Below are 21536 nucleotides of genomic sequence, written 5' to 3'. Positions count from 1 at the left end.
ATGGGCGTGTAGCTCAGCGGGAGAGCACTACGTTGACATCGTAGGGGTCACAGGTTCAATCCCTGTCACGCCCACCATCCTAATTCGTTGTACAGTAAGGGCTTTCGGGAAACCGGAAGCCCTTTTTGCATAGTGCTCCATAGGTTCGACAAACCTATGCACCTCAAGGCCGATCTTTTGCACGGGATAACTGAGGACAATTATGGAAGTTTCTGAGTTGCCGGACAAAACACAGGAAGCCTTGTTAAATTTTGTTCGTGCTCTTGCTCGCAGACAAGCTCGCCTAGATGCTGCTGAGGAAAGACAGAAGCGCCAGCGCGTGTCGCCGCCTCCTGTGATAGAGCCTGACGAGAAACCAATGGCTGCCGACGCGGAGAACAGATTAAAGCTGTCTGAGGCCCTGACGCCTCACGCCGCGGTGGCTATACTGCAATCAAAAGGGATAGCGGTCTCTGAGCGAACGCTTCGTGAGAAAGCGCGCAAGCTCGGCGCGTGCCGAATCATCGGAAAGGCTATGTTCCTGATGCCGGAAGATATCGACGCGATCATCGAGGGAGCCAAGCCGAAAGCAAAGATTTCCGTCAACGGAGCACCGAGCGTTTCACAGTGGAGCGAGGCTGACACAGACAGGCTGAGAGAGCGGCTTGCCGCTAAAAAGCCGCGTGGACGACCAAAAAGCACAAAGCCTTCATCAGTGCAGTCATGACATCCGATCTTCGCTCAGTGCCTCGCCTTGGTCTCAACCGGGCCGAGCTCGCGCTATCGATCGGCGTAAGTGTCAACACCGTCGACAAAATGGTCGAGGAAGGGGCACTGCCGCCTCCACGCAAATGGCACACGCGCAAGATCTGGATTGTGAGCGAGATCGAGGTGGCAATGCTTGAATGGCCCCAGGACGGCGATCAAACTGCGATCGATGACGAGGACTGGACAATGACGGCTTGATGGCGCCAGATCCATTCAATTGCCTCGATGGCAGCAGGTAGGACATATGACACGCAAGGCTTTGATCAAAGAGGCTGAACTCAATCGTATGGCGAAAGTCGCGAAAAAGTTTGGCGTTACCATCGAACAGGAGTTTGATGGGATCATCGTCCGGGTCGTGCCTCAGCCTGGTTTAGAAGCGCCACTCGAAGAGAATCCATGGGATACCGTATTGAGCACGCCGCCCGAGCCAATCCAGCCGCCACTGGATCATCGAGAGGAATTTGCAATGAGACGCTTAATCGAGGCCGGTGTCGGTTCTAAAGTTTATTCCTGCACGTTGCGCTCGTTCGGGCCGCTAACGCAAAAGAAGCTGTCGGAGCGGGGCTACATAGAGGTTTCCCATCAATCGGGTGAAAAATTCAAAGATGATGAGATCAGCCTAACGGCGAAAGGCTTGGCGGATTGGAAGTCTTTGGAAGCTCATTGGCGAAAGTACGTCACGCTGTGATTTAACAGGAATGCCGGCAATGACGCCAAAGAAGAAGCAAGGCGCAAGCCCTGACATAATTGCCGATACGGATTTAGGCTCTTTGCTGAAATCAGAGGTTGGGGAACGCCCTCGCGTCGAAGTCCGGCTTCTGAAAATTAATGCTGAAGGAAAACTTGAGGAGCTGTCCTGCTATCCTCTCTCCTACTACGGATCTTGTCCCAACGTCGGCGACACTATCGTGGACGGTATGCTTGGAAAACCGAGTTTCTATTCCATCCAACGCCGATATTTTGTTGGAGAAAGCGCTTGGTTCTCTGGCTGGGCACTCATCGTGCGAGAAATCGACCCAACTGGCCCACCTTTGAAACTATGGGAAGAATGGCAGGATGCGACAAAGTTCTGGGATGATGTTGCCGACCAAAAAGCAGAAGAGCTGCATCAATCGATCCTAAGATCGATTCAAGCCGCTACCAAGCGACCCGAGCCAAAGAAACCGCCTTCAAAGACAATGCCAAAAACGAGACGAAAGCGGATTCCGAAGCCGACATAGACCGCGTCATCCGGACCGCGAAGGCTACTGGCGCCGTGGTGCAGCTCGATCTGGGGATGCTGGTCGTGACGATCGATCCAAATTCCGAAAGGCTCGGCGTCGAACGAGCGACTCGGCTGGCGCCAGATGGGTCGGAGAACTTGGAAGGGTAATGCCCCGGCGGGTTGAGCATCTGTAATCATAAGGCGAGTTATCGCCATCGACATTCCCGCCGAATCCCCTACAAATGATATTAAGCATGGAGAGCTGACAATGGCGAAGCCGCGGCGGCCGGCGATAAAGACGCGAAGAAAGCCTCGTAAAACTAACGCTTCTCGCCCAACACCACCCCCGTGGATCTACTTCGTCGCGGCCATTGCCATTCCCGTGACTATAGAATTCCTTATCCCTAGACCTTGGGCTCACTTTCCCTGGGTAGTCGGTCCAATTGCTTGGCTTGTGACAATTGTGGCCGTGATCTCTTTCCTTTGGTCGTTGATTACTCGCAAAGGGCTAACCTTTGGATCTACGGGCAGTTGCATGGCTCTCGCGGCCTTCATCGTTGCCGGTGCGGTATATTTGCTGGCGCCCCCGATAGCATTTTTTCTCACGCTGTTGGTCTCGCAGGTCGTAGCGACAATCATCTTCATCGTGCTGGCTTTTATCTTACGGAGGCTTCAAATTGGCACGGATCCGCTACGCCACATGGAAATTCGTCCTTTGACCTTTAACCTGGAAGCGGCCCGCCAGTGGCTGCGGCACGCTCTGCCGGCTCTGGTTTTATGGAATGGTTTAACGCTTATTTTTCTCCGGACGGGGTGCGAGGATCTCACCATAGCGACAGACGTTCATAGGTGCATGGATGGTGAAGTCTTAATGGGAGTCCATGGGCCCTTTGCAAACATCTACTACGCAGCATACTTCGGGATGATGGCTTTTGCGGCACCGGTTTTGGCTGTCCTTCAAGCGCTTTGGCGCATTGCGAAGCGTCCTGACCATGAGAATGAGATGTCACAATAGCGGAATGCCGGAGACAACAATGTGATTATTGGAATCGCGGCACCGATATCGAACGCATCATCCGGGCCGCGAAGGCAGCAGGCGCTCTGTCAACGCCGGCGATAGAAGTAAAACATCAAGGCCAAAAGCAAAATTGTCGGAATACCAGCGATACTGAAAAGCACCGCATATCCCCAGAGATCCTGTGGCTCGCCAGTGCATTGAGCAAAAGGGCAAACAACCTGCGCGGCAACAATCAGCGCCAAAAAGGAGGCCGCGATCAGGATTAGAAGTGCCATAATCGCGAAAGCCAACGTAAACGCGATAATGCGATTGATAAACCCAATTGCCGCCTGCATTGCCTGACCTTTTCGGCTGAGCCTTCCGGCTTTTTACATGAGCTCAGTTGTCCAGGCCATGCCCTTCGAAAGCTCTCGACACCTTCAGCCGGCTATCCCAATTCCCCAGATATTCGTGGGCGAGCTCTCGGCTCTCCGTGAAGGTCACGTTCTCCGCATTCCGCTTCTGCGCCGCGGCTGTGTAATTGTAGGACCCGCCTATCGTCAGGCGTCCGTCGATCACGATGATCTTGTTATGCGCGATCGCGGGCTCGAAATCGATCCAGACCGAAACGCCAGCGGCTTCGAGCAGTCGGAGTCGAGATTGCAACCGATGACGGCTGATCGGTTGCCCATCCATCAGATGATCGAGTATTCAACGATCAAGATCTGGAGCCGACTGATGGAAAAGAACAGGGACATTCAAGCGCTGCGCGGCATTGCAGTGCTGATGGTATTTTTACAGCACTATCGAAGCCGACTTCCGACTCCCGAGTGGTACCACGGCATCTTTAATTATGCCGGCTTCTGGTCCGGCGTTGATTTGTTTTTCGTCATATCCGGCTTTGTGATTGCTCGATCGCTCATCAGTAGAGGCGACTGGGGAATCGGCCACAAGTTAAGTGGATCGGCGCTTAAGGACTTTTGGATACGGCGCTTTAACAGGCTTGCGCCGGCCGCGTGGTTCTGGATTGCATTTTCGACCGTGCTGTCACTGTGCACGATAAGCGTCTCCTATCCCGGCACACTCGGGACAGCGTTAATGAGCGCAGCAACCGCCCTCACGGCGACATCCAACTTTTATTGGTCGCATTGTGTCGTTACGCACAGGATCGGCATCAGTTGCATGAATCCAGATTTCAACGGCGTCTTTTGGAGCTTATCTCTGGAAGAGCAGTTTTATCTTCTATTCGCCATCCTTGCCTTTATCTTCACATATTCGCGCCTCGCGAAGGCATTTCTGGCAATTCTTATTATCTCGGTCGTAGCCAACTATTTTCTTATTAATGGAGCATTTTCTTTGCCTTGGGTGCTACGCCCCCAAGGCTTGATCGTCGGAGTACTGCTGGCAATCCACCACGACCGAGTGGCCACCCTCGTCGCTCAGCTTTCCTATCGGACAAGAATCTTGGTTTGCGTGCTGGCGATCGCGCTAATTTGCGCGCTCCCCACAATGTTGGACCTCAACTGGTCAATCCCGCTATTGGCGGCTGCATCAGCCGTAGCGGTCTCCATTTCGTTGCCTGACGGAGGAATCTCCAAAGGACGAGCTGGATCGCTTCTTCAATGGGTCGGAAACAGATCCTATTCTTTGTATCTCTGCCATCTCCCAATCATCATCGTAGCTCGCGAAGTGTCATTTCGACTTTTAGGAAGGCAATCCGTAAGCTTGCCGTCGTCTGTGGCTTTCGCAATAGCATTCCCTGCGACATTGGCCGCGGCACTTTTCGCGGCGCATCTAAGCTATCGGTATATCGAGAATAACCGGCGCTTGAAAATTAGTAGGGGGACTGTGCAGGCGGCCGCGTAGCCATCGACTTCGGGTAAACACGCGGCATTCGGGACGAGTTTCGGTTTCATGGAAATCCTAGGAAAGTTGGCCGGATGACCGTTCGGAAATCTTTACCGCTGAGAAAATCAATCTCAGGCGGGTCTCTATTAGTTTCTTGCCGGCGCGCGACATTACCCTAGATCGAATAAAAGGAGCCAGAATAGCTTTACGGGTTTGAAGTGCAGCGTGATGAAGCAATAGACATTCTAAGGGGACTGGGCATCATCGCAGTGGTGGCCGGACATGTGGGAACCGATATCGGCATCAAAATTTTGCCAGTCTATTCCTACCATATGCCTTTGTTTTTCTTTATCTCGGGCATCTTTTACCGCGATGACAAGATCGAAAGCATCTTTCAAATCACGGCAAAACTGTTCTCAAGGATGATTTTTCCAGCTCTGGCGGCCGCTATTTTTTACGACTTCGTGACGCTGTCCGTATTTCATCAATTAGGACTGCCGTTTGGCGGCGGCGCTCCAAACCCGTCAGCAATCTTAAGGACCTTTCTGTTTGGCGGATATCTGACGGCTGCGTATTGGTTCATCGGCGCCTATATCCTCATCTACCTCTATTTCCACATCATCCACGTGTGGACGCACAGCATCGCAAGCCGGCTGATCGGCCCCGCAATTACGAGATCGGTATGTGGCGTGCTTTATGTAGGCGCTGCGGCGGCAAGCATTTATGTCGCTACGTTGCTCTATGGCGACGTCCAGGATCAAGATCGGCATATCATTGTCGCCGGCCATAAAGTCGAGATCGTCTTGCTACGCTTCCTCTTGGGATGCGGCTTCTACTATCTCGGTTCGCTTTTCGGGAGATTTCAGGATCGCTTGCCTTCATCCCCCGCGCTCCCGTTGGCCGTAGCAGCGATCTGCTTCGTGATCGAGGGCTTCATTTTCAGGAACTACAACGTCTTTTTCTCGATGCAGATCATGTCGTTCCCCAATTTTGTGACGCCCATGATCACAAGCATATTCGGGATCATCATCTTCTACGCGATCTCAGAGGCACTCACCAGGAGTCGGGCCGCCAGGATACTCTCCTTCATTGGGCAAAACTCCTATGCGATATTGCTCAACCATATGTTCGGGTTCTTCCTGCTGAACCTACTTTTTGTTGCGCTCGGCCGCATCAGCCTTTCGGATATTTCCGACCCCTACTACCGCTTTCAGCAAGATGAGACTGTTCCCCTCTATATTCTGTTCGGTTTGGTCGTCTCGATTGCAATCCCAATCTTGCTGAAGGAAGCGCTCCACGGCTTGAAGGTTTCGATTTCCAAAATCGCGTGAGATCAGAAAACAGGTCCCATCATGGTATTGCTCCTGCTGGCGAGGCACAGCGAAATCGCAGATCTGAGCGCCGGGCAAAGGATACCCCTATTAATAGGCGGACATATTCGGCTCAATGTGACAATCATGTGAGCGATACTGCGCTTATGCTGAGATTATTCAGCCTATTCACAAGATCAATATCGAGTGATACTTTTATACTGCGCAAGTTACTGAACTCCAGTTCGGCCCCGACTCGCGCGACAGTGCTACGTAGCCGCCCTGCCTGGCCCCACCGGGCAGGGCATTCATTCAGACTGGTAGAGCCCCCGATAGGGCGTCGCAGCTTGATACTTTCCCACCAAGCTTAGCCCGACTTAACGTCGGGCTTTTTTTGCGATCGCTTATTTTCCAAGAATCACGATTGCTATCCGCTTCAGCGCATCGGCAAACGACACCCCGAGCGCCATGCCGGCAATCCCGATCATGCCCAGCGCACCAAGCCCCATGAGCTTCCATCTCTTCACATCGTCAGTCACCGGCCGCATTTCCGAAACGTCTTCTTGAACCGCGGCCAGATTGCCCTCGACCTTACCGACGCGATCGACCAGTTGATCCATGCGTTGATGCATCGACGCTCTGCTGTTATCCGATTTTATTTCGGACTGCCGAAAGGCATCCCGCAAATTTCGAACTTCGGCCAAGACTTCCCCCATCTGCTGATGAAGGCGTGGATCGCTGTCTGTTGGGGACATTTCAGTTCTTTCAATGCGGAAGGGGAATGGAGAGCAGGCCGGCGGCGATCACGCAGAGGAAAGCGCCGGCGGAGAGAAGGAAGAGAATGAGGCTCACGCGCGCCGGCATTATGGATGCCTCTCAAAGTTCGCCCTGGTGTCATCGTAGAAGGCCGCACAGCGCTCGCCACGCGCGTTTGCTCGATCCAGTGCGCCACGCTCCCGAACAACGACAGATCTCAGCTCGTCGCCCACCCTGACGGCGGCATGCGGCTCTTTCTTCCGGCAGTCGTCAGGCAGCGGCGGAAGATTGGTGCCTGCGGCGATGACGCCCTTTGTCGCCGATGCCTTTTCCAGCCGATCAGTGAGACTGCAGGAACTGAACGTCAGCAGGATCGGTAAGACACTGGCGACTTGCAGCAGCGAGATTCTTTTCATAGTCGGCGATCTCGATATCGGTTTGAGCATCTTTGACGCGTTGGGCGGCATCATCGGCCGCCTGGCGCTTTCGGGCCTCATCCAAGGCCTGTGCAGAGGCATTGCGCTGGCGTTCCAGTTCGGCCGCCTTTGCTTCTGCAGTCGCCTTCTCGGCGAGCTCGACATATCCGACACGAGCTCGATGCTCGGCGGCCGGGATGCTGATCAAGCTCATGAAGACATAGACGAGGAAACCGCCGACGACCGCGCCGGCGGCGAGCTTGAGGTAATCGAGGAGGCCGAACATTACGCCCCCTTCAAGCAATACATCTGCTCGAGAGCGCGTCGCTTCGTCAGGCGGGGAAGCTCGACGAGCACGCCATTCTTGAGGGCCTTGTTGTAGAGCGTGATACGGCCGCAGGCGGCACGAACGTTCCCGGCGCGGAGGTAGGCAGCCGCCGAAGATGCGCAGAAAGCCCCATTGCCCAGATTATAGCTGAAGTCGTTGAATGCCATCTGGACGTAGGGGGAGAGGTCGTCATAGCCCTTGACGCAGGCCGCGTTGCCCTGCTGGTAGTGCGCCATCCGCTTCCTGAGCAGATCGAGGCATTCCTGCTGGCTGAAGGTCTTGCCCTTCATGTCCTTGGCGTTCTCAGTTTCGCCGTAGCAATAGGTCAGGACGCCGATCGGGTCTTTATAGACGTACCCGTAATAGCCCTCGGCCGGCGCTGCTAAGGTGGTGACGGCCATTGCAATGCCAGCGGCGACCCCAGCTTTGGCGCGTTTACTCACCATCTTCATGTCCTTTCAGGTTTTCTTGAGCGACGAGGCGGGAGATCAGCGCACCACAGGTGACGAGGCCCGTGAGAGCGGCAAAGGTGCCGCGGGGGATGGAGACGAATTTGTCGACGATCGGGAGGGCGACTTCGCAGCCGGATAGCATGCCGGCCACGATGATGAGGCGGATGCTCCACGCACGGCGAAGCACCCGGCCCGCATTCGGGACGAGTTTCGGTTTCATAAAATATCCTGAGAGAATTGCGATTTAGGCCGGCGTTACCGTAGTGCCGCCGCTTACCAGATCCCATGGGCTTGTCGCCGCCGATCCTCGAGCGCGCATAGCACGGGCATTCGTGGTGTCCCAAACGACTTTGCCGGGATATTTGCCAGCAATGTTGATCGTGGCGGTAGCGGATGCAATGTTTGCGGCAGTATCTTGCGCCTGAAGGCCAGAATTGCCCCTAGAGACAGGACGCCATCTATCTACGTCAGCGTCGTACTCCAGCATAACAGAAGAACCAGCAGCGAAAGTCATATTCGACACCCCATCGGGCAACGTGAATCCACCTGTAAAAGGCCCAGCAAAGATCGTCAAAGCCGACTGAAACCGTAGGAGGACGCGGGCAGGTCGAAGTCCGTACATCCCTGAGAAACCTGTAGTACCGGTCACAAGATATTCTTCCATGTCCCCGCCTCGATACGCAGGGAGCAAGAGGGGGTCTGCAGAGGCGACCTGTTGAGCCTTCGGATGGTTGTCGAAATAGCTTGCTCCAACCGATTGATCGGAATCCAGTCGCACGTCGACCAGATTGACGTTGCTATTGGCAGGAACCTTCACGACCGGCACACCGCTGCTGTTCCGCCCTGCACCAAAGTTAGATGCATACCCCCGGATCAGTGAGCGCGTGTCAGGAGCCTTAAGGAACCTGACCGGAGCACCTGAAACATTCGCCATCCTGACGTTTTGGCAGATGAGTCCACCCCCATTGATCTGGATGCCATCTCCGTAGGGGTTGACGATCGCCAGCGTGCCAATTTGTGTGATGCGGCCCGCGGATCCGGTTATCTTTAGACCATTTTCGACTGACCAAATCTGTAAGTTTGCGATCTGAGAGGGATCATAGTCAGTAAAGCGCGGCCCAGTCGGATCGGTATCCGCGAGAAGTTCAACGCCGAGAACTCCCAACCCCGCACTGGTATAAGTGGGCGTCGTTGGATAATCGATCGAGACGTTTGCAGCGAGCCAACTTGCAGTATTTGCTCTAAAGCCTGTCTTGTAGCCGAAGACATGCAGCGATGCGAGCGTCGTACCATCAGATCGATCAAGCATCTGGAAACCAACACCGGGTCTGCGATCCTTTCTCGGGTCGTATCCTTCTCCTGGCGCCGGAGTTCCCGCATACCCTTGCGTAACAAAGCCAAAAGCTTTCAGCCTGTCGAAATAGGCTGTGTCGTATGAACCGTTAAGATAGAAGCCGTTGACGCAATCGACATAGACTTTGTCGAGAACAACACGGCCTGATCCGTTCAGACCTCGATCATTCAGGGAGCGAACGCCGTACTGGAAGCCCAAGACCATGGTATTGCGGACGTTCTGATCGTTGCCATAGCCAAGAACGATACCGTTTCCGGTCCAGCTTGAAAAATTTCCCTGATCCGCGTTGAAAACGAGGCCTCGCCGATAAATCAGCAGATTTTCGATAATTCCGCCATTGTCGAGCCGGAATTGCGCACCGCTTCCCAAAACAAAGGCATATGGCAGCATCGAGTAGTCGTAACCAGCTATTCCGCTGGCGTCATTCGGGGTCAGGTCACCGCGCAGGATTTGGCCCTGGTTGACCACGAAGCTCTGATCAAGGCGAATCTTCCCGTCGCGAGGCACACGAAACTTGAAACCGGTGCTCGCGTGAGCGTTTTGCAATGCCAGCAATGCAGTTGAGCTGTCTGTCGCGCCGGAAAGATCGATATTGGGGATGTTCTGAAGGAGAATATCTTTGTCGTACACGTACGCATATTGAGATTGAATGACAGGAACAGTGTTGCCGATATCCGATGAATTTAGAGCGCCAATTGCCGCAGAAAATGACGCTCCGTCGGCAGAGTTCGAGATGCCTCGAACAAAATCTGACGCTGTATAAGTGGACGCCACACCGACATCAGTGAAATATACGACCTGATTGGCGCCGGGGTTGGTGGCGTCGATCGCAGCCAGCGGGGGGCCGATCACAGCATCCTGGATGTTGTTGATGATGTTCGTGAAAGACATCGACTGATAATTGTCGATGTCAGCATCCCATGCGAGCATGAACGTCCGATCAGGGTTGCTGACGCTGGGAACCTGAACAAGGTTGCTATAGTCCGACTTCACAACGAGATCGACACCAGTCCGGACAGCCTTGAGGCCATCGGTTGCGGTGACTTTCGCCGGGTAGCGTGGAACGACGCGGAGACGCAAAGATGTTTGGCTCATGTTCTGACAATCCCGTCAATGACCGGAACGGAGCCGACAAGCTCCTGTTCGGTGAAGTCTTCGCGCGTGATGGTGATGCCGATTTCGTAGGCGCCTGGGGCAAGACGGCGCATCTCTTCGGCTGTGAAATGCCATTGGATGATGCCAGTGGCAGTCAGCTCGATATGGCCGTCGTCAGTTGAAGCCGACAGCACGCGGCAGGGCGGGTTGCGGCTTCTGATTTCCAAAAGAACCGATAGATCGGTCAAGTCGGTCAGGGTTTCACCGGTATCGTCATAGACAAGCTCGATCGTGCCGAACCAATCCGCACGGTTCGACACCGGAGCAAAATTTGCTTCGTACATCGTCAAAGCCTTATGTAGATCGTGAGTGCCCGAGATGGCTGGATATTGTTGTGAGCTTGGCCGCCGCCAACGGGGCTCATAGTGATGCCGGTATAGGAGTTTGCGGTATTCAGGGCGCTTGGATCTGGGCCGCCTTGGGCGAAAGCACCCACATTGCCAGAGCTAAGCTGGAACCCCTGTGCTCGATTTCCCCAGTTATGGACGTGCCCCGGATCGCTGAGTGGATGCGCATGGTTCGGCATTTCACCGACGGACAGGGTATGCGCGGCCTCGCCTCCGGCCCAGCCCAAGCCGGCACCTGGAATAATGTTGGCTGCGATGTTGCCCATAACATCGGTACCGACAATCGCGCGACCTCTCCAATCTGGAAGCGTCATTTGCTTGTTCGCGTTCCAGTCCGCGAGCGCATTCGCGCCACGGCCACCGACGACAGTTAGATTGGGATCTGCGTTCCAGAGCCAAGAGAACAGGGCTTGCGCATCAGAATTTGCGCGCTCCGACGCTCCCGAGATGGCATTGCCGATTGTCCTAGCATTGGCACGCACGAAACCAGTTCGTGCCCCGGCGCCGTAGCCCATGATCATGTCGCCGGTGATCAGTACCGAGCTCGGATCAACTGGCGTATCGCCGCCCCCACCACCGCCTGTCGAAGGGCCAATGATCGGTAGGCCATCCACGTCATAGATGATGACGCCTTGTGCGCTCGTCAGGCGTTCACGGTAGAAACCGTCAGCTTCATCGAAGAAAACTGGCGGGAAATACCCATTTCCGTCCGTCTGCACCGGGTTCGGATGCGCATTGATCGAGCCGAGGGAATACGACTTGTAGACGGTGACTGGCGTCGTCGTACCGCCCTTGTAGAAATATGCCCGCGCCCCGATAAACGGTTTTCCGTTCGCATCGTGGATCTGGGTGTTAGATTGGTTCCAAAAACCGGCCATACGATTCTCCATAGAAAAAGGCGGCTCCCGGAGCCGCCTTCTCATGATTTTGATGCCAATAGTTTTCAGCTAAGAGTATCGGATTTGCGCTGCGTCCCCAAACAGCTAGGATTGCCTTGACAATCTTTCGCTCGCTTGAGCGCATCTCCCTTCAAGCCATAGATGCTCTTGAAGGTGATGGTGATCTTACTTTGGCGCTCGCCGGTTGTTTCGTTTTGGTAGCTAGGGCTAATGCTTAGGGTTTTTGCGAAACCAGGGGGAGCCAGATCGACCTCACCTGCAATTTTCGCTGTGGCGTCTCGCGATCCCTTCACATAGAATTCAGCTTGAATCTCATCGACATATGTGTCCAACTTCTGATGCTTTTGGGCTAGCCTCGCCTTCATCGTTCCCAAGCTATCAACGGTATCGACAAGGGCATCCTTAAGCGTAATTTCAGTCTCGTGCGGCGGTGGCGATAGCGCCGCACACGAGGTAAGCATAAGAAATAGACTTGCATTCATACCAATCTTGACGTTCATCTTCTTTCCCCTCTTACTCACTATGAGATTAGAAGATCAGAAAGCGTCTGATAGCGAGTCTTTTCTGGTAATTTTACAGTACTACTTGCTCACTAAACTACTTTTAGGTCTTATTGATGCACAAAAGCCCGATCATCGACCACGACCCGCATGAGCCGAAGATTGACCGGACGCCAGGCCCGTGGCGCTGGGTGTTTCCGATCATCGCCGTTTTATTCTTGGCGAACCTGCTGACGCGGCAGATCGATTGGATATCGCTGTGCTTGGGTCTCGGATTCGGTTGCACCCTTGCTGGATGGGCGATCGAAGTCACCGGCAACAAGGTTCCAGAGTCATGGAAAACGAAATAGCCTACTGATGGCATCTAGTTAGAAGCCGCGATCCTCCCCGGCGCGGTAGAAGCCAGATTGTTCAGGATAGCCGTTGCTAGCCCGCGTTTTGCGGTATCCGATGTAACCTTGCTCGACGCAACAGTGAGGAGATTTTGGGCAGCCTTTGGATCGGTCTCCATCAATCCACGGCCGATGCGCTCAATGACGCGCGGCGGCATGCCCTTCCCTTCATTCAGAACGCGTACTGCGGCCTGAACAGCTGCCGTCTTCAGGTTTCCGCTGAAGAGGTTTGACAGCACGGCCGGGTCGAAATTGGCGATGTCCGACATATCGGCGATGTTGTCCGCAGTGCGCGATCCGCCGATCGCCTGATTCATTGTTTCGAACATGCGCTGCTCTCGCACTACACGATTGCCGAGCTGATCGCCCATCCCCGGCGCGGCAAACTCCCGGAATTCGCTCGCGTATTTCGGCGTCATCAGCATGCGGGCCTTGTTCGTCGTCGGGGACGATGCAGCGGCTTCAACGCGGGTGATCAGAGGGTCGGCATAGCCGGCGCGGAATGCCTGCTGCTGATCCGGTGTCATCGCATTGAAGCCTGCGATGTTGTCGCCGGCGCGCGTGCGGCCTGAGGCCGCAGCAGTGCCGGCATCGACCGCATCGATTACACCGCTTCTCTCGGCATAGTTTGCCGCGGCTTGGCGATACGATGGAGACGCAGCGGCAAGCGCATTGTTGATTTGACGTTGAACCTGTCCGAGGGCATTTGCCCGCCAATTTGCGCCCTGGTTCGTGGCACGCTGAATCATGTCGTCGACGTCCATCTTCGCACGAAATAGGGTATTGAAGTCCGTAACCTGTGAATTACCGTCCGACAGCATGTTCCTGACCCGAGCGAGCGCACCTTCAATGGTGTCGTAGCCGATGTTATCGCGAGGGTTCACGACCTGATTGACGCCGGGCGAAAGCGTCTGATCTATCGTATCGAGGACAGGCGAGACGTTAACCGCGCCTGCATCACGACGGGCCGCACCATAAAGCTGGTTAGCCCCAGCATCGCGGGCGCCAGTCAGGGTAGCAGCCCTCTGCGCAGCCGTGTCTGGAGCTGCGAAGCCCTCAGCAATGGCGTTCGAAAGACGCTCTCCCTGCCCTGCCTGACGCGTCAAAAGCTGGTTGACCACTTCCTGTCTGGCATCGTTCGGAGTCCTTGCGACAGACGAGAGCATTCGTTGGCCAGCATTGCCGATAGCGTCGGCCACAGCATAACCCTGCTGTCCGTCGTCAATCGCCGACTGGATCGAATTCGCAACATCGTCGGCCGTGACACCGGCACGTTGCATTGCTGTCCCAAGCGCGCGGTTTGCGGCCGGCGTTGGATTGAGGCGGGATGTGACCGGCGCCAGGAGCGAACGGAGGAAAGAGCCAGCACCAGCGGTGACATATGGAGCGACGGCGCCAGCAGCTAGACCGACTGCGCCACCCGCGACGCCACTTTGAAGGCGATTCAAAAATCCACCTTCACCGCTACCAAAGCCTTGCGCTCCTCCGAGAAGCGCGCCCTCGCCTGCCCCAGCCGCCGCCACGCGTGCAAGACTGGCACCGCGATTGACGGCGTTTGCGGTCAGTGAGAGACCGCTCTTTGCCAAGCCCGCGCCGCCGGCAACACCGCCGGTAAGCTGGCCCGCAAGACGATAGCCGCTGCGGTTCTGCTCGTCAGAAGCATTCGTAGCGCGCTCTTCGGCAAGCGCACGATTGTAATCCGCGTCCTTGGTATCGGATGCGAAGGGTGCGTTCAGAAACCGAGCGGCGGCACCGAGCGGATTGTATTCCCCAGCATAGATACCGCTGTTGTAATACTCATCCGGGGGCCGCTGAACGGACAACGGTCCGCTCTTTGCCTGAGCGGCAATTTCGTCGGCGAGCCCGAAAGAGAGCGTATCTGCAGCGCCACGTCCGAAAGCGTCGACGCGGCCAGCTATGCTGTCACGAGGATCGGCCGGCTGGCTGGTGCCAGCGTCGGTCTTAGGCACGGCGGCGCTAATGTTCGGCTGGGGCGTTGGCTGATTGCCGAGCGTCTTCGCGATTTCCGCAACAGTCGCGTTCTGCTGGTCCGGCGAGAGCTGCTGAAAGCTATCGTCTACCGTGACACGATGACCGGCGATGTTCAGAACGGTCATTGCTCAATGCTCCATTTGACACCGGAAGATGTCGTATTGCTGGCGGGCACGGTAGCTTGTGGCGCTACGGACTGACCTGCTTGCTGGCGAGCGCGCTGAACAGCGTTCTGGACAACCGTCCGGAGATCATTGAGAGCATCTCGATAGTCTTTCTCACTTTGGGCCGTGTTCAGCCGTCCCATAGCGGCGGTCGCCTTCTGCCCTTCGACTTCGGTGATCTGACCGGCGCCGCGCAGAGTATTGTAGGCCTGCAGGAAGGTTTGGCCGGTGATCTGATCCATCTTCGACTGGACGCGCTGCGAATCCGTGGTGACATTCGGCAGATAGCTGCTTTTGCCGAGCATCTTCGGAAGATAGGGGTCATTCGCCAGACTATCGATAGAAGACAGGATCTGGTTTGCAGCGCCCTCGACAGCCGGCAATGCCGTTTGTGCGGCTGCCTGAGCCGTGCCGCTGGCTTTATCTCGACTTTCGCCCTGAACGTCCTTGGGGATCTCCTGCGAGGTGCCGTTGGTCGTATCCTTGATCAGCCACGAGGTCCCGAGATCGATCTTCTCGTAACGGTTCTCTGGCTTGAAGTCGGCCGGAAGTGGAACCTTGTTAGCGGAGCCATCCTTGCCAGGCTGGAAGTAGGCCGGATTTCCTGCTGCGTCATAGCCTTTGATGAGCGTGCCATAGTAGTTGTCCGAATTACCAGCTGCGCCAGGAGGCGGCGTGATCCACTGGTTAGTGGTGCTATCGTAGAACGCACCCTTCCCGTTCGACAGAAGCTCCTTCTTCGAACTCGCGAACTTGCCAAGGCTCTGGACTTCGCCAGTCGATTGGTTTGCCCGGGCAAGCGTGCCGTCGTCGAGCTTGACGAATGACCAAGGCTGCGCCGTCTTGCCGGTCAAGACCTGCTGCCAAAGCTGCAAACCGACTTGGCGCGTGTAGGGATTGCGCACCATGGCGGCAATCTGATCATTCGTGACATTCTGCCGGGATGCCGGTTGGGCCGCTGCGATCAAATCCGGATTTGCACCTGCCGCCGGAGCAGTTGCAGCCGGAGCGGCGACAGACTGCACAGGAGGATTGACCGGCGCGCTTCCGGCCGCTCGCGGAGTTTGCCGATAGGCCGTGGTCACGACAGGGTCGACATAACCGTTCTGCGGCTGGCTTGGGCCGAGAGCGGCATTCAACTGAACAGGCGTTGCTGTGGCCGGATCGAAGCCGGAAGCGGATGGAGCCGGATTGGTAGCGCGCGTTTCAGCGGCAGCGCCGGGCGCAGGCAGACCGATAGACGGGTCAAGGCTTGCAACCTGCGTCGGGCCAGCCGGTGAGACGGCGGCGGCCGCTGCTGCCGGCGGCTGAGCGTTCGCGAACTGCTGGGCATAGTAGTTTTGCGTCAGCGCAGTACGCTTAGCAGCTTCACCGCCCGGCTGATCATACCCGGCAAACTTCCAAGCGCTCGCCATGATGCTGGCGGCTTCCTGCGGGCTCTTCGCGGCGTTCAAGCGTTGGATGAGCGTCGGGTCTTCCTGAAGGAAGAATTTCGCCTGTAGCTCGGGGCTGATGTTCGAAGGATCGGCGCCTTGCGACTGCGCAAAGTTGCGCAGATTTGCCAGCCGTTCGTTGCGCCAGGACAGAATGCCGCCCGCAGTACCGGGAGCACCGCCTTATGATGGATCAGGCCATGCGGCGTTTACCTTCGACGGATCCCACGAGCTTTCCGCACGGCCCGTCGCGGCAACCGCCGCCAAGCCGTAAGGATTCGTCAAGCCGCCGCTGCGTACCGTATTGATGAACTGGTTCTGGATATCGTTCGGCGTGCCGACTGCAGCGCTTCCCTGCACCGGAGCGGGGTTGGTGGTCGCGACCTGCTGCTGGACTGCCGGCCCAGGGATGCGATTGCCGCCGAACAGGCGACTGAGAAAGCCGGGTTGCTGCTGCGGCGCAGGCGTGCCGGTGATCGCCGGAATGACATTCTGTTCAAAGGCCCGGTTCTGGGCGATCGTATCGATGGCATTGCCAGCAGAATTCGAAAGCGTGTCGAGCCAGGAGATATCCGGCTTCGGAAGGTCCGATATCGGGACGCGAAGACTTGCAATCGCCATCAGAAAAGTCCTCCCGTCAATGCCTTTGCCCCGAGACTGAGGCCGCCCCCAACCAATTTGCTGAGAAAGCTGCCGCTATTCTGGGCCTGCTGCTCTTTGACCTTCGCCAGATCGTTGTTGAGGCCCATTTGCCCCTGAGTGACAGAGCTTTCGAGCCCAAGGCGATCATTTGCCGTGCCCTGGTAGAGACTGGCGAGATTGCCAAGAGAGCCGGCGGCGCCGTTGGCAGCGGTGAGACCTTGACCGGAGAGACCATTCAGTCGATCGAGCCAGCTTCCAAATTCCTGATTGGCGAGGCCGGTCCCATATTGCGATAGCGCCGTGAGCGTATTGCCCGAGTTGAGCATCCCCGCAGCTGACGCGCCGCGGAGCGCTGCCTGCGTGCCCTGATCGAGCGAGAACTGATAGCCAGGGCTCGCCTGGAAGGCACCCGTTGCCGCAGCATTTCCATCCGCACCGTTGAGACCAAGCGCATCAGAATACATGCTGGTCGCATTCTTGCCAGCCGTCAGATAGGGATCGTAATTGCTGACAGCCTGATCGAGCGCGCCGGCCGACTTCTGTTCGCCGGTATCAATGATGCTGTTGCCGGCATTCTGGAAGTTGTTCAGCAAAACGCCGTTCTGCCCGATCGCCTTCGTTGTAGCCTTTCCGATGTTGCTGCCGGTCAGAGAGCTAAGAAATCCCATAATCAGCCTCCTAAGGCAGCGATGCGCTTTTCAGCTTCGCGGATATGTTGGTCGAGCGCCTTCAGATACTGGTACCAGTTCTGATTGACGCGGCCGGTCTGTGGGTCTGCAATCCGCTCGGTCGGGACCGGCAGTTGCGGAAGTGGTGCGAGTGTGGAAGCCATCAGTTCGAAACCGGTGTTGCCTGCTGTGATCCGCCCAAGATGGACACATAGACGGGATCGGACACGTCAATGCGCCAGACGCGGCCATATCGGCTCGACATGCCGGCCCGGTTGATGACGACGGGCGTACGATGCGCCGCCAAGCGGCCGATTTGGCGCACCAGCGGCGTTCCGAACGAATTGCCGCCGTCATCGGACCACGAGATCAGGCAGACAGGGTCGGTCTCGATTGGCTCGTCACCCGTCACAAGTCCCTGGCCGACAATCAGATCGAAGTCGGCGCGCGGAATGGCGATGCGATCGGGGAAACTCGTCGTCGGCAGCGAAATCGCACTCAAAACAAGTGGGTCGCTGCCCTCCTTGGCATAATTCGGATCGAGCTTCCAAACATCAGCCGTGGTGCGATCACCGATCACCCAGCCGTTGAAGGCCTTGATCGAGCAGACGCCCCGCCAATGATTGTCGAGATAGCTCGCGCGCTCATGCCAGAAGCCGGTCGCAAGCTCATAGGTCCATGAAAACGTCGGGCCGGTTACCGTCGCCCACATATGGCCTGAAGTAACGGCAACTGTGACATCGATCACCGACTTGTCCGTCACGGCTTCGATCAGGCGATCGAGATCAGGTCCGGAGATCTTGGACGGCTGATATCCGCCATCGAGGCGATAAACGCCATTATCGTCGCCGACGAAAATCAGGCTCGAGAAGCCTTCCTCATTGCCCGCGATAGCGTAGGTATCGGCCAACCCTTTCGAAAAGACTGCGGCGCGTGAGAATGGCGTGCCAGTCGCGTTCCCGGCGTTCTGCCAGAACTCCATGCCGGAAGGTCCGAAGAGCACCAACTGCTCACCGAAGCCGAAGGCGTTCAGAAGGCCGCCGGGATGGCTCTCCGCTTTACCGAAATCGACCGCATCGACAGCCGTGTCATTGAGCGCCGATACAAAATATCGGCCGTCACGGATCGGAAAGACGAAATAGCCGTCGATAAACGTCACGCTGATCGGCTGCGGTAGATCACCGTCCGGATATGCCGTTGGCGGCGCATCGCGCGTGACTACGAACGCACCATTTTCCGTGACACAGACGATATCGGGAATCGGTGCCTTGTTGTTGCGGGCGAAGGTTACACGTTTCGTCCCGGTCAACGCGCCGATATCGGTCACCACGAAGGCGCCGGAGACAAAATTGACCCGGGAGAGCCGATCGGCCTGCGCGACGAAGAGATCACCATTGTAATAGTGAAAGCCCCGGCAGCCGTTATGCGTCGTCTTCGCCACCGGCGACAGACCCGGAGCGCGGCGGCGCGCAAAACTGTTGCGCGAACCCTGCTCAAGCGGTTCGGCGTAGCAATTGATCAGTCGGCCAGAGCCTTCGCCCGGGCGAGCGCCTGGCGCCGTGCTGGTCGGAAAGATGATGTCAGCCATCAGAAATATTCCACTGGCAGAACGGAGCCGGAAACGTACGTGGAAGGCTTGAGCTGGCGCAGCGTGTTCTCTGCCGCCAACTTCGAGGCATCATTGCGAGGCTGTCCGTAGCTTGGCGCCACGGAATTGGCGAGGATAGTCGATAGAGGCTCTATCACCTCGTCATCAAACTGCTGCGGATCGTTCGCGCCATAGATCTGGCGCTGGCTTAGTTCCGCAAGCTTTCCGTCGATGATGCCGTCGATATCCTCGACGTTCTCCGGCGGCGGGTTCTGCCCTACCCCGCCGTCAGCCTGCAGCAGCTTGAGCGTGGCAAGAATCAGGTCTTGTCTCGTCTTCATCTCGTCACGCTCCGTTGCTGGTTATGCCGCGACGTATTCAACCTTGTCCTCATCGGACAGGGCATTGAACGCATCGGCGTCTTCTTTGGTCAGGCCTTCCTTGATGAGGTCGGCCCCGTTGGTGATGGCAAAGGTGCCATCTTCCTGCTCGACCGCGGCAAGCTGTGTACTCGCCGGCTTGGGCACCGGAGTGGATGTCTTTGAGCCCTTGTCGTCATCCAGAACCTGGAAGAACGGATTTGCGCGAAGAACGGCCAGAACTGCTTCATCGGTGACATCGGTCGCACGTCGAGTACTGAATTTGTGATTCAGCGTCTCGGTATCGTCAGGGGTGCCGGGTTCCGGCAAATACTTGACCTTTACCATCGTCGAGACCCTCAGTTTGCCGGGATGTAGGCAAGCACAAGCTCGGCATCGCCGGTTGTTGCTGCCGTGCCGCTGTTGTCGACGGTGAACACAACATCGGTGTCGACCGTGACCTTATGGCCGACCGCAACAGCCATTGGCGCAAAGCCCAAAGTCGCCAGAGATACGTTCAGACCATATTTTGATGCGTTGCTGGCATCGCCGATCTGGACGCGATTGTTGGTGCCGAAGTTAAAGACGGTCTGTACATCCACGCCTGAGAGGGGCGCCAGGATGATTGCGCCGGCCGGGATTTTGAACTTCCACGTCAGAACGCCGTCGGTGTACTGGATGCGCTTGCGGTAATACTGGACATTCTGAAAGCCGGCGTCACGCGCCGTGGTGTTGGCATTGAGAGGCATCGTCGTGCCCTTTCATAAATGAGGGAAAGGAAACGGGCGGCGATTGCCGCCCTAACCGTTCATCAAGAGTCCTGCGCGGCGCTGCTGAACTTGGTGACGACGCCCCACTGCTTCAGTGCCGTGCCGTCCATCGGGTGCTTCTTGAACATCTTCGCAGCACCGTAGGCCATCTCAGTGCCGACGCCCTGGATGAAGCCGTAGTCGTCTTCCTTGCGGAAGGTTGGCTTTGCCATCTGGCCCCAGCCGAGAACCGCCGCCTGCTGGCCGCAGAGGAAGCCGGGTTCGATGCGCGAGCCGCTGTTGCCGGCGGTCGTCAGCGATGTCCAAACCTGGGTGACGTACAGGGTGATTTCCGGCACCTTGCGGATGATGATGCCATCATAGAGAAGGTCGCCGTCGACAAAGAGCGGGTTCTTGTCGATGCCGTTGCCTTCTCGGGCACGAGCATTCGTGTTCGCCGTCTTGATGTCGGCGTCATTCTGAAGGTCACGAAACTCGTTCGAGCCGCAGAAATAGACGTACCATTGATAGCCGTCAGCAGTTTTGAACGGCCGGATCGCCGGCACGGCATTTTCAGCCATGCGCTTTGCCAGAGTGAGAGACGCCGCGCTGGACTTGCCGGCGGCCGTGGTGATGTTGGCGAGAGCCGTGGCGTGAACCGCATTGTAATTTGCAATCGCATTGCCGTAGAGGATGCGGTCGCTATTGTCGGCATTCCACGTATTGCGCTGCGCGGCAGTAGCAGCCTCATAGCTGATACCGTTGACGGTGTTGCCGTCGTCAGAGCCGAGCCCTACGGGAGCGGTTTCCGAAGGAAGGGCCATGAAGGCTGCAATCAGGTCGTCGCGCTGACGCTCCTTACCCCAATCCGCGAGAAGCGGCTTCGCTTCGCCGAACAGGTCAGCAGAATCCTTCTGGATCTCGTTCTTCTTCATGGTGACGGCGTTGCGCGCCCAATCGATCCACAGGCGCATGCCGTAGTTGTCGATCTTGTCCTCGTTGCCGACGAGGGTGCCAGCGCCCTTCCCTTTGCCGCGAAGCTTTGTGACAAGCGGAATGTTCATCTGCTCGCCGCCGTTCTTCAACTCCTGGCGAATGCGGATGATAGCGGTCAGATCCTGGCCCATGTAGGGCGAGAACAGGTTTTCGCGAACGAACTCGCGGTTGATTTCCTTGGTGTACTGGACAAGTTTATTGTTGTCCTGAACCGTAGAGACGGCCATGGGATGGTCCTTT

28 protein-coding genes and 1 tRNA gene are annotated in these 21536 nt (G+C 56.6%); 9 read left to right on the top strand and 20 right to left on the bottom strand.

Annotation, left to right across the window (positions count from 1 at the left end; all coding sequences use genetic code 11):
* The first annotated feature begins 2 nt into the window (after positions 1–2).
* The 6 genes from FHT73_RS20935 (at position 3) to FHT73_RS20910 (ending at position 2966) form a co-directional block, all read left to right on the top strand.
* Positions 3–77: transfer RNA gene (locus FHT73_RS20935), tRNA-Val, on the top strand.
* A gap of 125 nt (positions 78–202) precedes the next feature.
* Entirely contained in the window at positions 203–706 is a 504-nt protein-coding gene (locus FHT73_RS20930; protein WP_183714513.1) for a hypothetical protein, read from the top strand.
* A complete protein-coding gene (locus FHT73_RS20925; RefSeq protein ID WP_183714510.1) occupies positions 703–945 on the top strand; it encodes a hypothetical protein in 243 nt (80 codons plus the stop codon). Before FHT73_RS20930 ends, FHT73_RS20925 begins: the two co-directional genes overlap by 4 nt.
* Positions 946–991: 46 nt before the next feature.
* Positions 992–1435, top strand: coding sequence for a hypothetical protein (locus FHT73_RS20920; RefSeq protein WP_183714507.1), 444 nt, complete (start codon positions 992–994; stop codon positions 1433–1435).
* Positions 1436–1454: 19 nt separating this feature from the next.
* Complete coding sequence (locus FHT73_RS20915; RefSeq protein WP_183714504.1) at positions 1455–1967, top strand: hypothetical protein; 513 nt, start codon at positions 1455–1457, stop codon at positions 1965–1967.
* Positions 1968–2486: 519 nt separating this feature from the next.
* Complete coding sequence (locus tag FHT73_RS20910) at positions 2487–2966, top strand: hypothetical protein (protein ID WP_183714501.1); 480 nt, start codon at positions 2487–2489, stop codon at positions 2964–2966.
* Positions 2967–3055: 89 nt separating this feature from the next.
* Here FHT73_RS20910 and FHT73_RS20905 read toward each other — a convergent pair whose 3' ends face one another.
* Both FHT73_RS20905 and FHT73_RS20900 read right to left on the bottom strand, forming a co-directional pair.
* Positions 3056–3304, bottom strand: a complete 249-nt coding sequence (locus tag FHT73_RS20905; RefSeq protein ID WP_183714498.1) for a hypothetical protein — start codon at positions 3302–3304, stop codon at positions 3056–3058.
* Between the two features lie 43 nt (positions 3305–3347).
* A complete protein-coding gene (locus FHT73_RS20900; RefSeq protein WP_183714495.1) occupies positions 3348–3614 on the bottom strand; it encodes a phospholipase D-like domain-containing protein in 267 nt (88 codons plus the stop codon).
* A gap of 3 nt (positions 3615–3617) precedes the next feature.
* On the opposite strand from FHT73_RS20900, the gene FHT73_RS20895 reads away from it, so the two are divergent.
* Both FHT73_RS20895 and FHT73_RS20890 read left to right on the top strand, forming a co-directional pair.
* Positions 3618–4814, top strand: a complete 1197-nt coding sequence (locus tag FHT73_RS20895; protein ID WP_246712190.1) for an acyltransferase — start codon at positions 3618–3620, stop codon at positions 4812–4814.
* Positions 4815–5014: 200 nt separating this feature from the next.
* A complete protein-coding gene (locus tag FHT73_RS20890; protein ID WP_183714490.1) occupies positions 5015–6127 on the top strand; it encodes an acyltransferase family protein in 1113 nt (370 codons plus the stop codon).
* 383 nt (positions 6128–6510) lie between these two features.
* On the opposite strand, the gene FHT73_RS20885 is transcribed toward FHT73_RS20890, so the two are convergent.
* The 8 genes from FHT73_RS20885 to FHT73_RS20850 form a co-directional block, all read right to left on the bottom strand.
* Complete coding sequence (locus tag FHT73_RS20885) at positions 6511–6861, bottom strand: DUF1515 family protein (RefSeq protein ID WP_183714487.1); 351 nt, start codon at positions 6859–6861, stop codon at positions 6511–6513.
* A gap of 340 nt (positions 6862–7201) precedes the next feature.
* Positions 7202–7564 (bottom strand): hypothetical protein, encoded by a 363-nt coding sequence (locus FHT73_RS20880; protein ID WP_183714484.1) that lies wholly within the window; start codon positions 7562–7564, stop codon positions 7202–7204.
* Complete coding sequence (locus tag FHT73_RS20875) at positions 7564–8052, bottom strand: glycoside hydrolase family protein (protein ID WP_183714481.1); 489 nt, start codon at positions 8050–8052, stop codon at positions 7564–7566. Before FHT73_RS20875 ends, FHT73_RS20880 begins: the two co-directional genes overlap by 1 nt.
* Positions 8042–8278 (bottom strand): hypothetical protein, encoded by a 237-nt coding sequence (locus FHT73_RS20870; protein ID WP_183714478.1) that lies wholly within the window; start codon positions 8276–8278, stop codon positions 8042–8044. The genes FHT73_RS20875 and FHT73_RS20870 overlap by 11 nt, the downstream gene beginning before the upstream one ends.
* 24 nt (positions 8279–8302) lie before the next feature.
* Positions 8303–10507, bottom strand: coding sequence for a hypothetical protein (locus FHT73_RS20865; RefSeq protein WP_183714475.1), 2205 nt, complete (start codon positions 10505–10507; stop codon positions 8303–8305).
* Positions 10504–10851 (bottom strand): hypothetical protein, encoded by a 348-nt coding sequence (locus tag FHT73_RS20860; RefSeq protein ID WP_183714472.1) that lies wholly within the window; start codon positions 10849–10851, stop codon positions 10504–10506. The genes FHT73_RS20865 and FHT73_RS20860 overlap by 4 nt, the downstream gene beginning before the upstream one ends.
* Positions 10852–10853: 2 nt before the next feature.
* Positions 10854–11792 (bottom strand): hypothetical protein, encoded by a 939-nt coding sequence (locus FHT73_RS20855; RefSeq protein WP_183714469.1) that lies wholly within the window; start codon positions 11790–11792, stop codon positions 10854–10856.
* A 65-nt stretch (positions 11793–11857) separates the two neighbouring features.
* Positions 11858–12313 carry a hypothetical protein gene (locus FHT73_RS20850; protein WP_183714466.1) on the bottom strand — a complete coding sequence of 152 codons (456 nt, stop codon included), beginning with the start codon at positions 12311–12313 and terminating at the stop codon, positions 11858–11860.
* Between the two features lie 116 nt (positions 12314–12429).
* On the opposite strand from FHT73_RS20850, the gene FHT73_RS20845 reads away from it, so the two are divergent.
* Positions 12430–12663, top strand: a complete 234-nt coding sequence (locus FHT73_RS20845; RefSeq protein WP_183714464.1) for a hypothetical protein — start codon at positions 12430–12432, stop codon at positions 12661–12663.
* Positions 12664–12677: 14 nt separating this feature from the next.
* Here the strand turns inward: FHT73_RS20845 and FHT73_RS20840 are convergent, their stop codons facing one another.
* The 10 genes from FHT73_RS20840 to FHT73_RS20795 form a co-directional block, all read right to left on the bottom strand.
* Positions 12678–14822, bottom strand: coding sequence for a hypothetical protein (locus tag FHT73_RS20840; protein WP_210290435.1), 2145 nt, complete (start codon positions 14820–14822; stop codon positions 12678–12680).
* Entirely contained in the window at positions 14819–16276 is a 1458-nt protein-coding gene (locus FHT73_RS20835) for a hypothetical protein (protein WP_183714461.1), read from the bottom strand. Before FHT73_RS20835 ends, FHT73_RS20840 begins: the two co-directional genes overlap by 4 nt.
* Positions 16277–16477: 201 nt before the next feature.
* Positions 16478–16915: a hypothetical protein gene (locus FHT73_RS20830; protein WP_183714458.1), complete on the bottom strand. Its 438-nt coding sequence runs from the start codon at positions 16913–16915 to the stop codon at positions 16478–16480.
* Positions 16915–17604, bottom strand: a complete 690-nt coding sequence (locus FHT73_RS20825) for a hypothetical protein (RefSeq protein WP_183714455.1) — start codon at positions 17602–17604, stop codon at positions 16915–16917. Before FHT73_RS20825 ends, FHT73_RS20830 begins: the two co-directional genes overlap by 1 nt.
* A gap of 2 nt (positions 17605–17606) precedes the next feature.
* Complete coding sequence (locus tag FHT73_RS20820) at positions 17607–17768, bottom strand: hypothetical protein (RefSeq protein WP_162707986.1); 162 nt, start codon at positions 17766–17768, stop codon at positions 17607–17609.
* Positions 17768–19192 (bottom strand): hypothetical protein, encoded by a 1425-nt coding sequence (locus FHT73_RS20815; protein WP_183714452.1) that lies wholly within the window; start codon positions 19190–19192, stop codon positions 17768–17770. Before FHT73_RS20815 ends, FHT73_RS20820 begins: the two co-directional genes overlap by 1 nt.
* Positions 19192–19533, bottom strand: a complete 342-nt coding sequence (locus tag FHT73_RS20810; RefSeq protein WP_112602776.1) for a hypothetical protein — start codon at positions 19531–19533, stop codon at positions 19192–19194. Before FHT73_RS20810 ends, FHT73_RS20815 begins: the two co-directional genes overlap by 1 nt.
* Before the next feature lie 21 nt (positions 19534–19554).
* Positions 19555–19899: a hypothetical protein gene (locus FHT73_RS20805; protein ID WP_183714449.1), complete on the bottom strand. Its 345-nt coding sequence runs from the start codon at positions 19897–19899 to the stop codon at positions 19555–19557.
* Between the two features lie 11 nt (positions 19900–19910).
* On the bottom strand, positions 19911–20300 hold the full coding sequence (locus tag FHT73_RS20800) for a hypothetical protein (RefSeq protein WP_183714446.1): 390 nt from the start codon (positions 20298–20300) through the stop codon (positions 19911–19913).
* Between the two features lie 62 nt (positions 20301–20362).
* Positions 20363–21523, bottom strand: coding sequence for a DUF4043 family protein (locus FHT73_RS20795; protein WP_112602782.1), 1161 nt, complete (start codon positions 21521–21523; stop codon positions 20363–20365).
* Between the last annotated feature and the right edge of the window lie 13 nt (positions 21524–21536).

The organism is Rhizobium sp. BK098, from assembly GCF_014193155.1.
Taxonomy (GTDB): domain Bacteria; phylum Pseudomonadota; class Alphaproteobacteria; order Rhizobiales; family Rhizobiaceae; genus Rhizobium.
The sequence above is the reverse complement of the archived record's forward strand: the minus strand, read 5'-3'. Positions and strand labels throughout refer to the sequence as shown.

Excerpts from the sequence above, each read along its gene's own strand:
- FHT73_RS20930 (WP_183714513.1), top strand. The coding sequence starts at position 203 with ATGGAAGTTTCTGAGTTGCCGGACAAAACACAGGAAGCCTTGTTAAAT.
- FHT73_RS20870 (WP_183714478.1), bottom strand. The coding sequence starts at position 8,278 with ATGAAACCGAAACTCGTCCCGAATGCGGGCCGGGTGCTTCGCCGTGCG.
- FHT73_RS20815 (WP_183714452.1), bottom strand. The coding sequence starts at position 19,192 with ATGGCTGACATCATCTTTCCGACCAGCACGGCGCCAGGCGCTCGCCCG.
- FHT73_RS20795 (WP_112602782.1), bottom strand. The coding sequence starts at position 21,523 with ATGGCCGTCTCTACGGTTCAGGACAACAATAAACTTGTCCAGTACACC.
- FHT73_RS20805 (WP_183714449.1), bottom strand. The coding sequence starts at position 19,899 with ATGGTAAAGGTCAAGTATTTGCCGGAACCCGGCACCCCTGACGATACC.
- FHT73_RS20895 (WP_246712190.1), top strand. The coding sequence starts at position 3,618 with ATGACGGCTGATCGGTTGCCCATCCATCAGATGATCGAGTATTCAACG.
- FHT73_RS20860 (WP_183714472.1), bottom strand. The coding sequence starts at position 10,851 with ATGTACGAAGCAAATTTTGCTCCGGTGTCGAACCGTGCGGATTGGTTC.
- FHT73_RS20920 (WP_183714507.1), top strand. The coding sequence starts at position 992 with ATGACACGCAAGGCTTTGATCAAAGAGGCTGAACTCAATCGTATGGCG.
- FHT73_RS20850 (WP_183714466.1), bottom strand. The coding sequence starts at position 12,313 with ATGAACGTCAAGATTGGTATGAATGCAAGTCTATTTCTTATGCTTACC.
- FHT73_RS20905 (WP_183714498.1), bottom strand. The coding sequence starts at position 3,304 with ATGCAGGCGGCAATTGGGTTTATCAATCGCATTATCGCGTTTACGTTG.
- FHT73_RS20925 (WP_183714510.1), top strand. The coding sequence starts at position 703 with ATGACATCCGATCTTCGCTCAGTGCCTCGCCTTGGTCTCAACCGGGCC.
- FHT73_RS20840 (WP_210290435.1), bottom strand. The coding sequence starts at position 14,822 with ATGACCGTTCTGAACATCGCCGGTCATCGTGTCACGGTAGACGATAGC.
- FHT73_RS20825 (WP_183714455.1), bottom strand. The coding sequence starts at position 17,604 with ATGGGATTTCTTAGCTCTCTGACCGGCAGCAACATCGGAAAGGCTACA.
- FHT73_RS20845 (WP_183714464.1), top strand. The coding sequence starts at position 12,430 with ATGCACAAAAGCCCGATCATCGACCACGACCCGCATGAGCCGAAGATT.
- FHT73_RS20910 (WP_183714501.1), top strand. The coding sequence starts at position 2,487 with ATGGCTCTCGCGGCCTTCATCGTTGCCGGTGCGGTATATTTGCTGGCG.
- FHT73_RS20800 (WP_183714446.1), bottom strand. The coding sequence starts at position 20,300 with ATGCCTCTCAATGCCAACACCACGGCGCGTGACGCCGGCTTTCAGAAT.
- FHT73_RS20915 (WP_183714504.1), top strand. The coding sequence starts at position 1,455 with ATGACGCCAAAGAAGAAGCAAGGCGCAAGCCCTGACATAATTGCCGAT.
- FHT73_RS20875 (WP_183714481.1), bottom strand. The coding sequence starts at position 8,052 with ATGGTGAGTAAACGCGCCAAAGCTGGGGTCGCCGCTGGCATTGCAATG.
- FHT73_RS20810 (WP_112602776.1), bottom strand. The coding sequence starts at position 19,533 with ATGAAGACGAGACAAGACCTGATTCTTGCCACGCTCAAGCTGCTGCAG.
- FHT73_RS20885 (WP_183714487.1), bottom strand. The coding sequence starts at position 6,861 with ATGTCCCCAACAGACAGCGATCCACGCCTTCATCAGCAGATGGGGGAA.
- FHT73_RS20855 (WP_183714469.1), bottom strand. The coding sequence starts at position 11,792 with ATGGCCGGTTTTTGGAACCAATCTAACACCCAGATCCACGATGCGAAC.
- FHT73_RS20830 (WP_183714458.1), bottom strand. The coding sequence starts at position 16,915 with ATGGCGATTGCAAGTCTTCGCGTCCCGATATCGGACCTTCCGAAGCCG.
- FHT73_RS20865 (WP_183714475.1), bottom strand. The coding sequence starts at position 10,507 with ATGAGCCAAACATCTTTGCGTCTCCGCGTCGTTCCACGCTACCCGGCG.
- FHT73_RS20820 (WP_162707986.1), bottom strand. The coding sequence starts at position 17,768 with ATGGCTTCCACACTCGCACCACTTCCGCAACTGCCGGTCCCGACCGAG.
- FHT73_RS20880 (WP_183714484.1), bottom strand. The coding sequence starts at position 7,564 with ATGTTCGGCCTCCTCGATTACCTCAAGCTCGCCGCCGGCGCGGTCGTC.
- FHT73_RS20835 (WP_183714461.1), bottom strand. The coding sequence starts at position 16,276 with ATGGCGAGCGCTTGGAAGTTTGCCGGGTATGATCAGCCGGGCGGTGAA.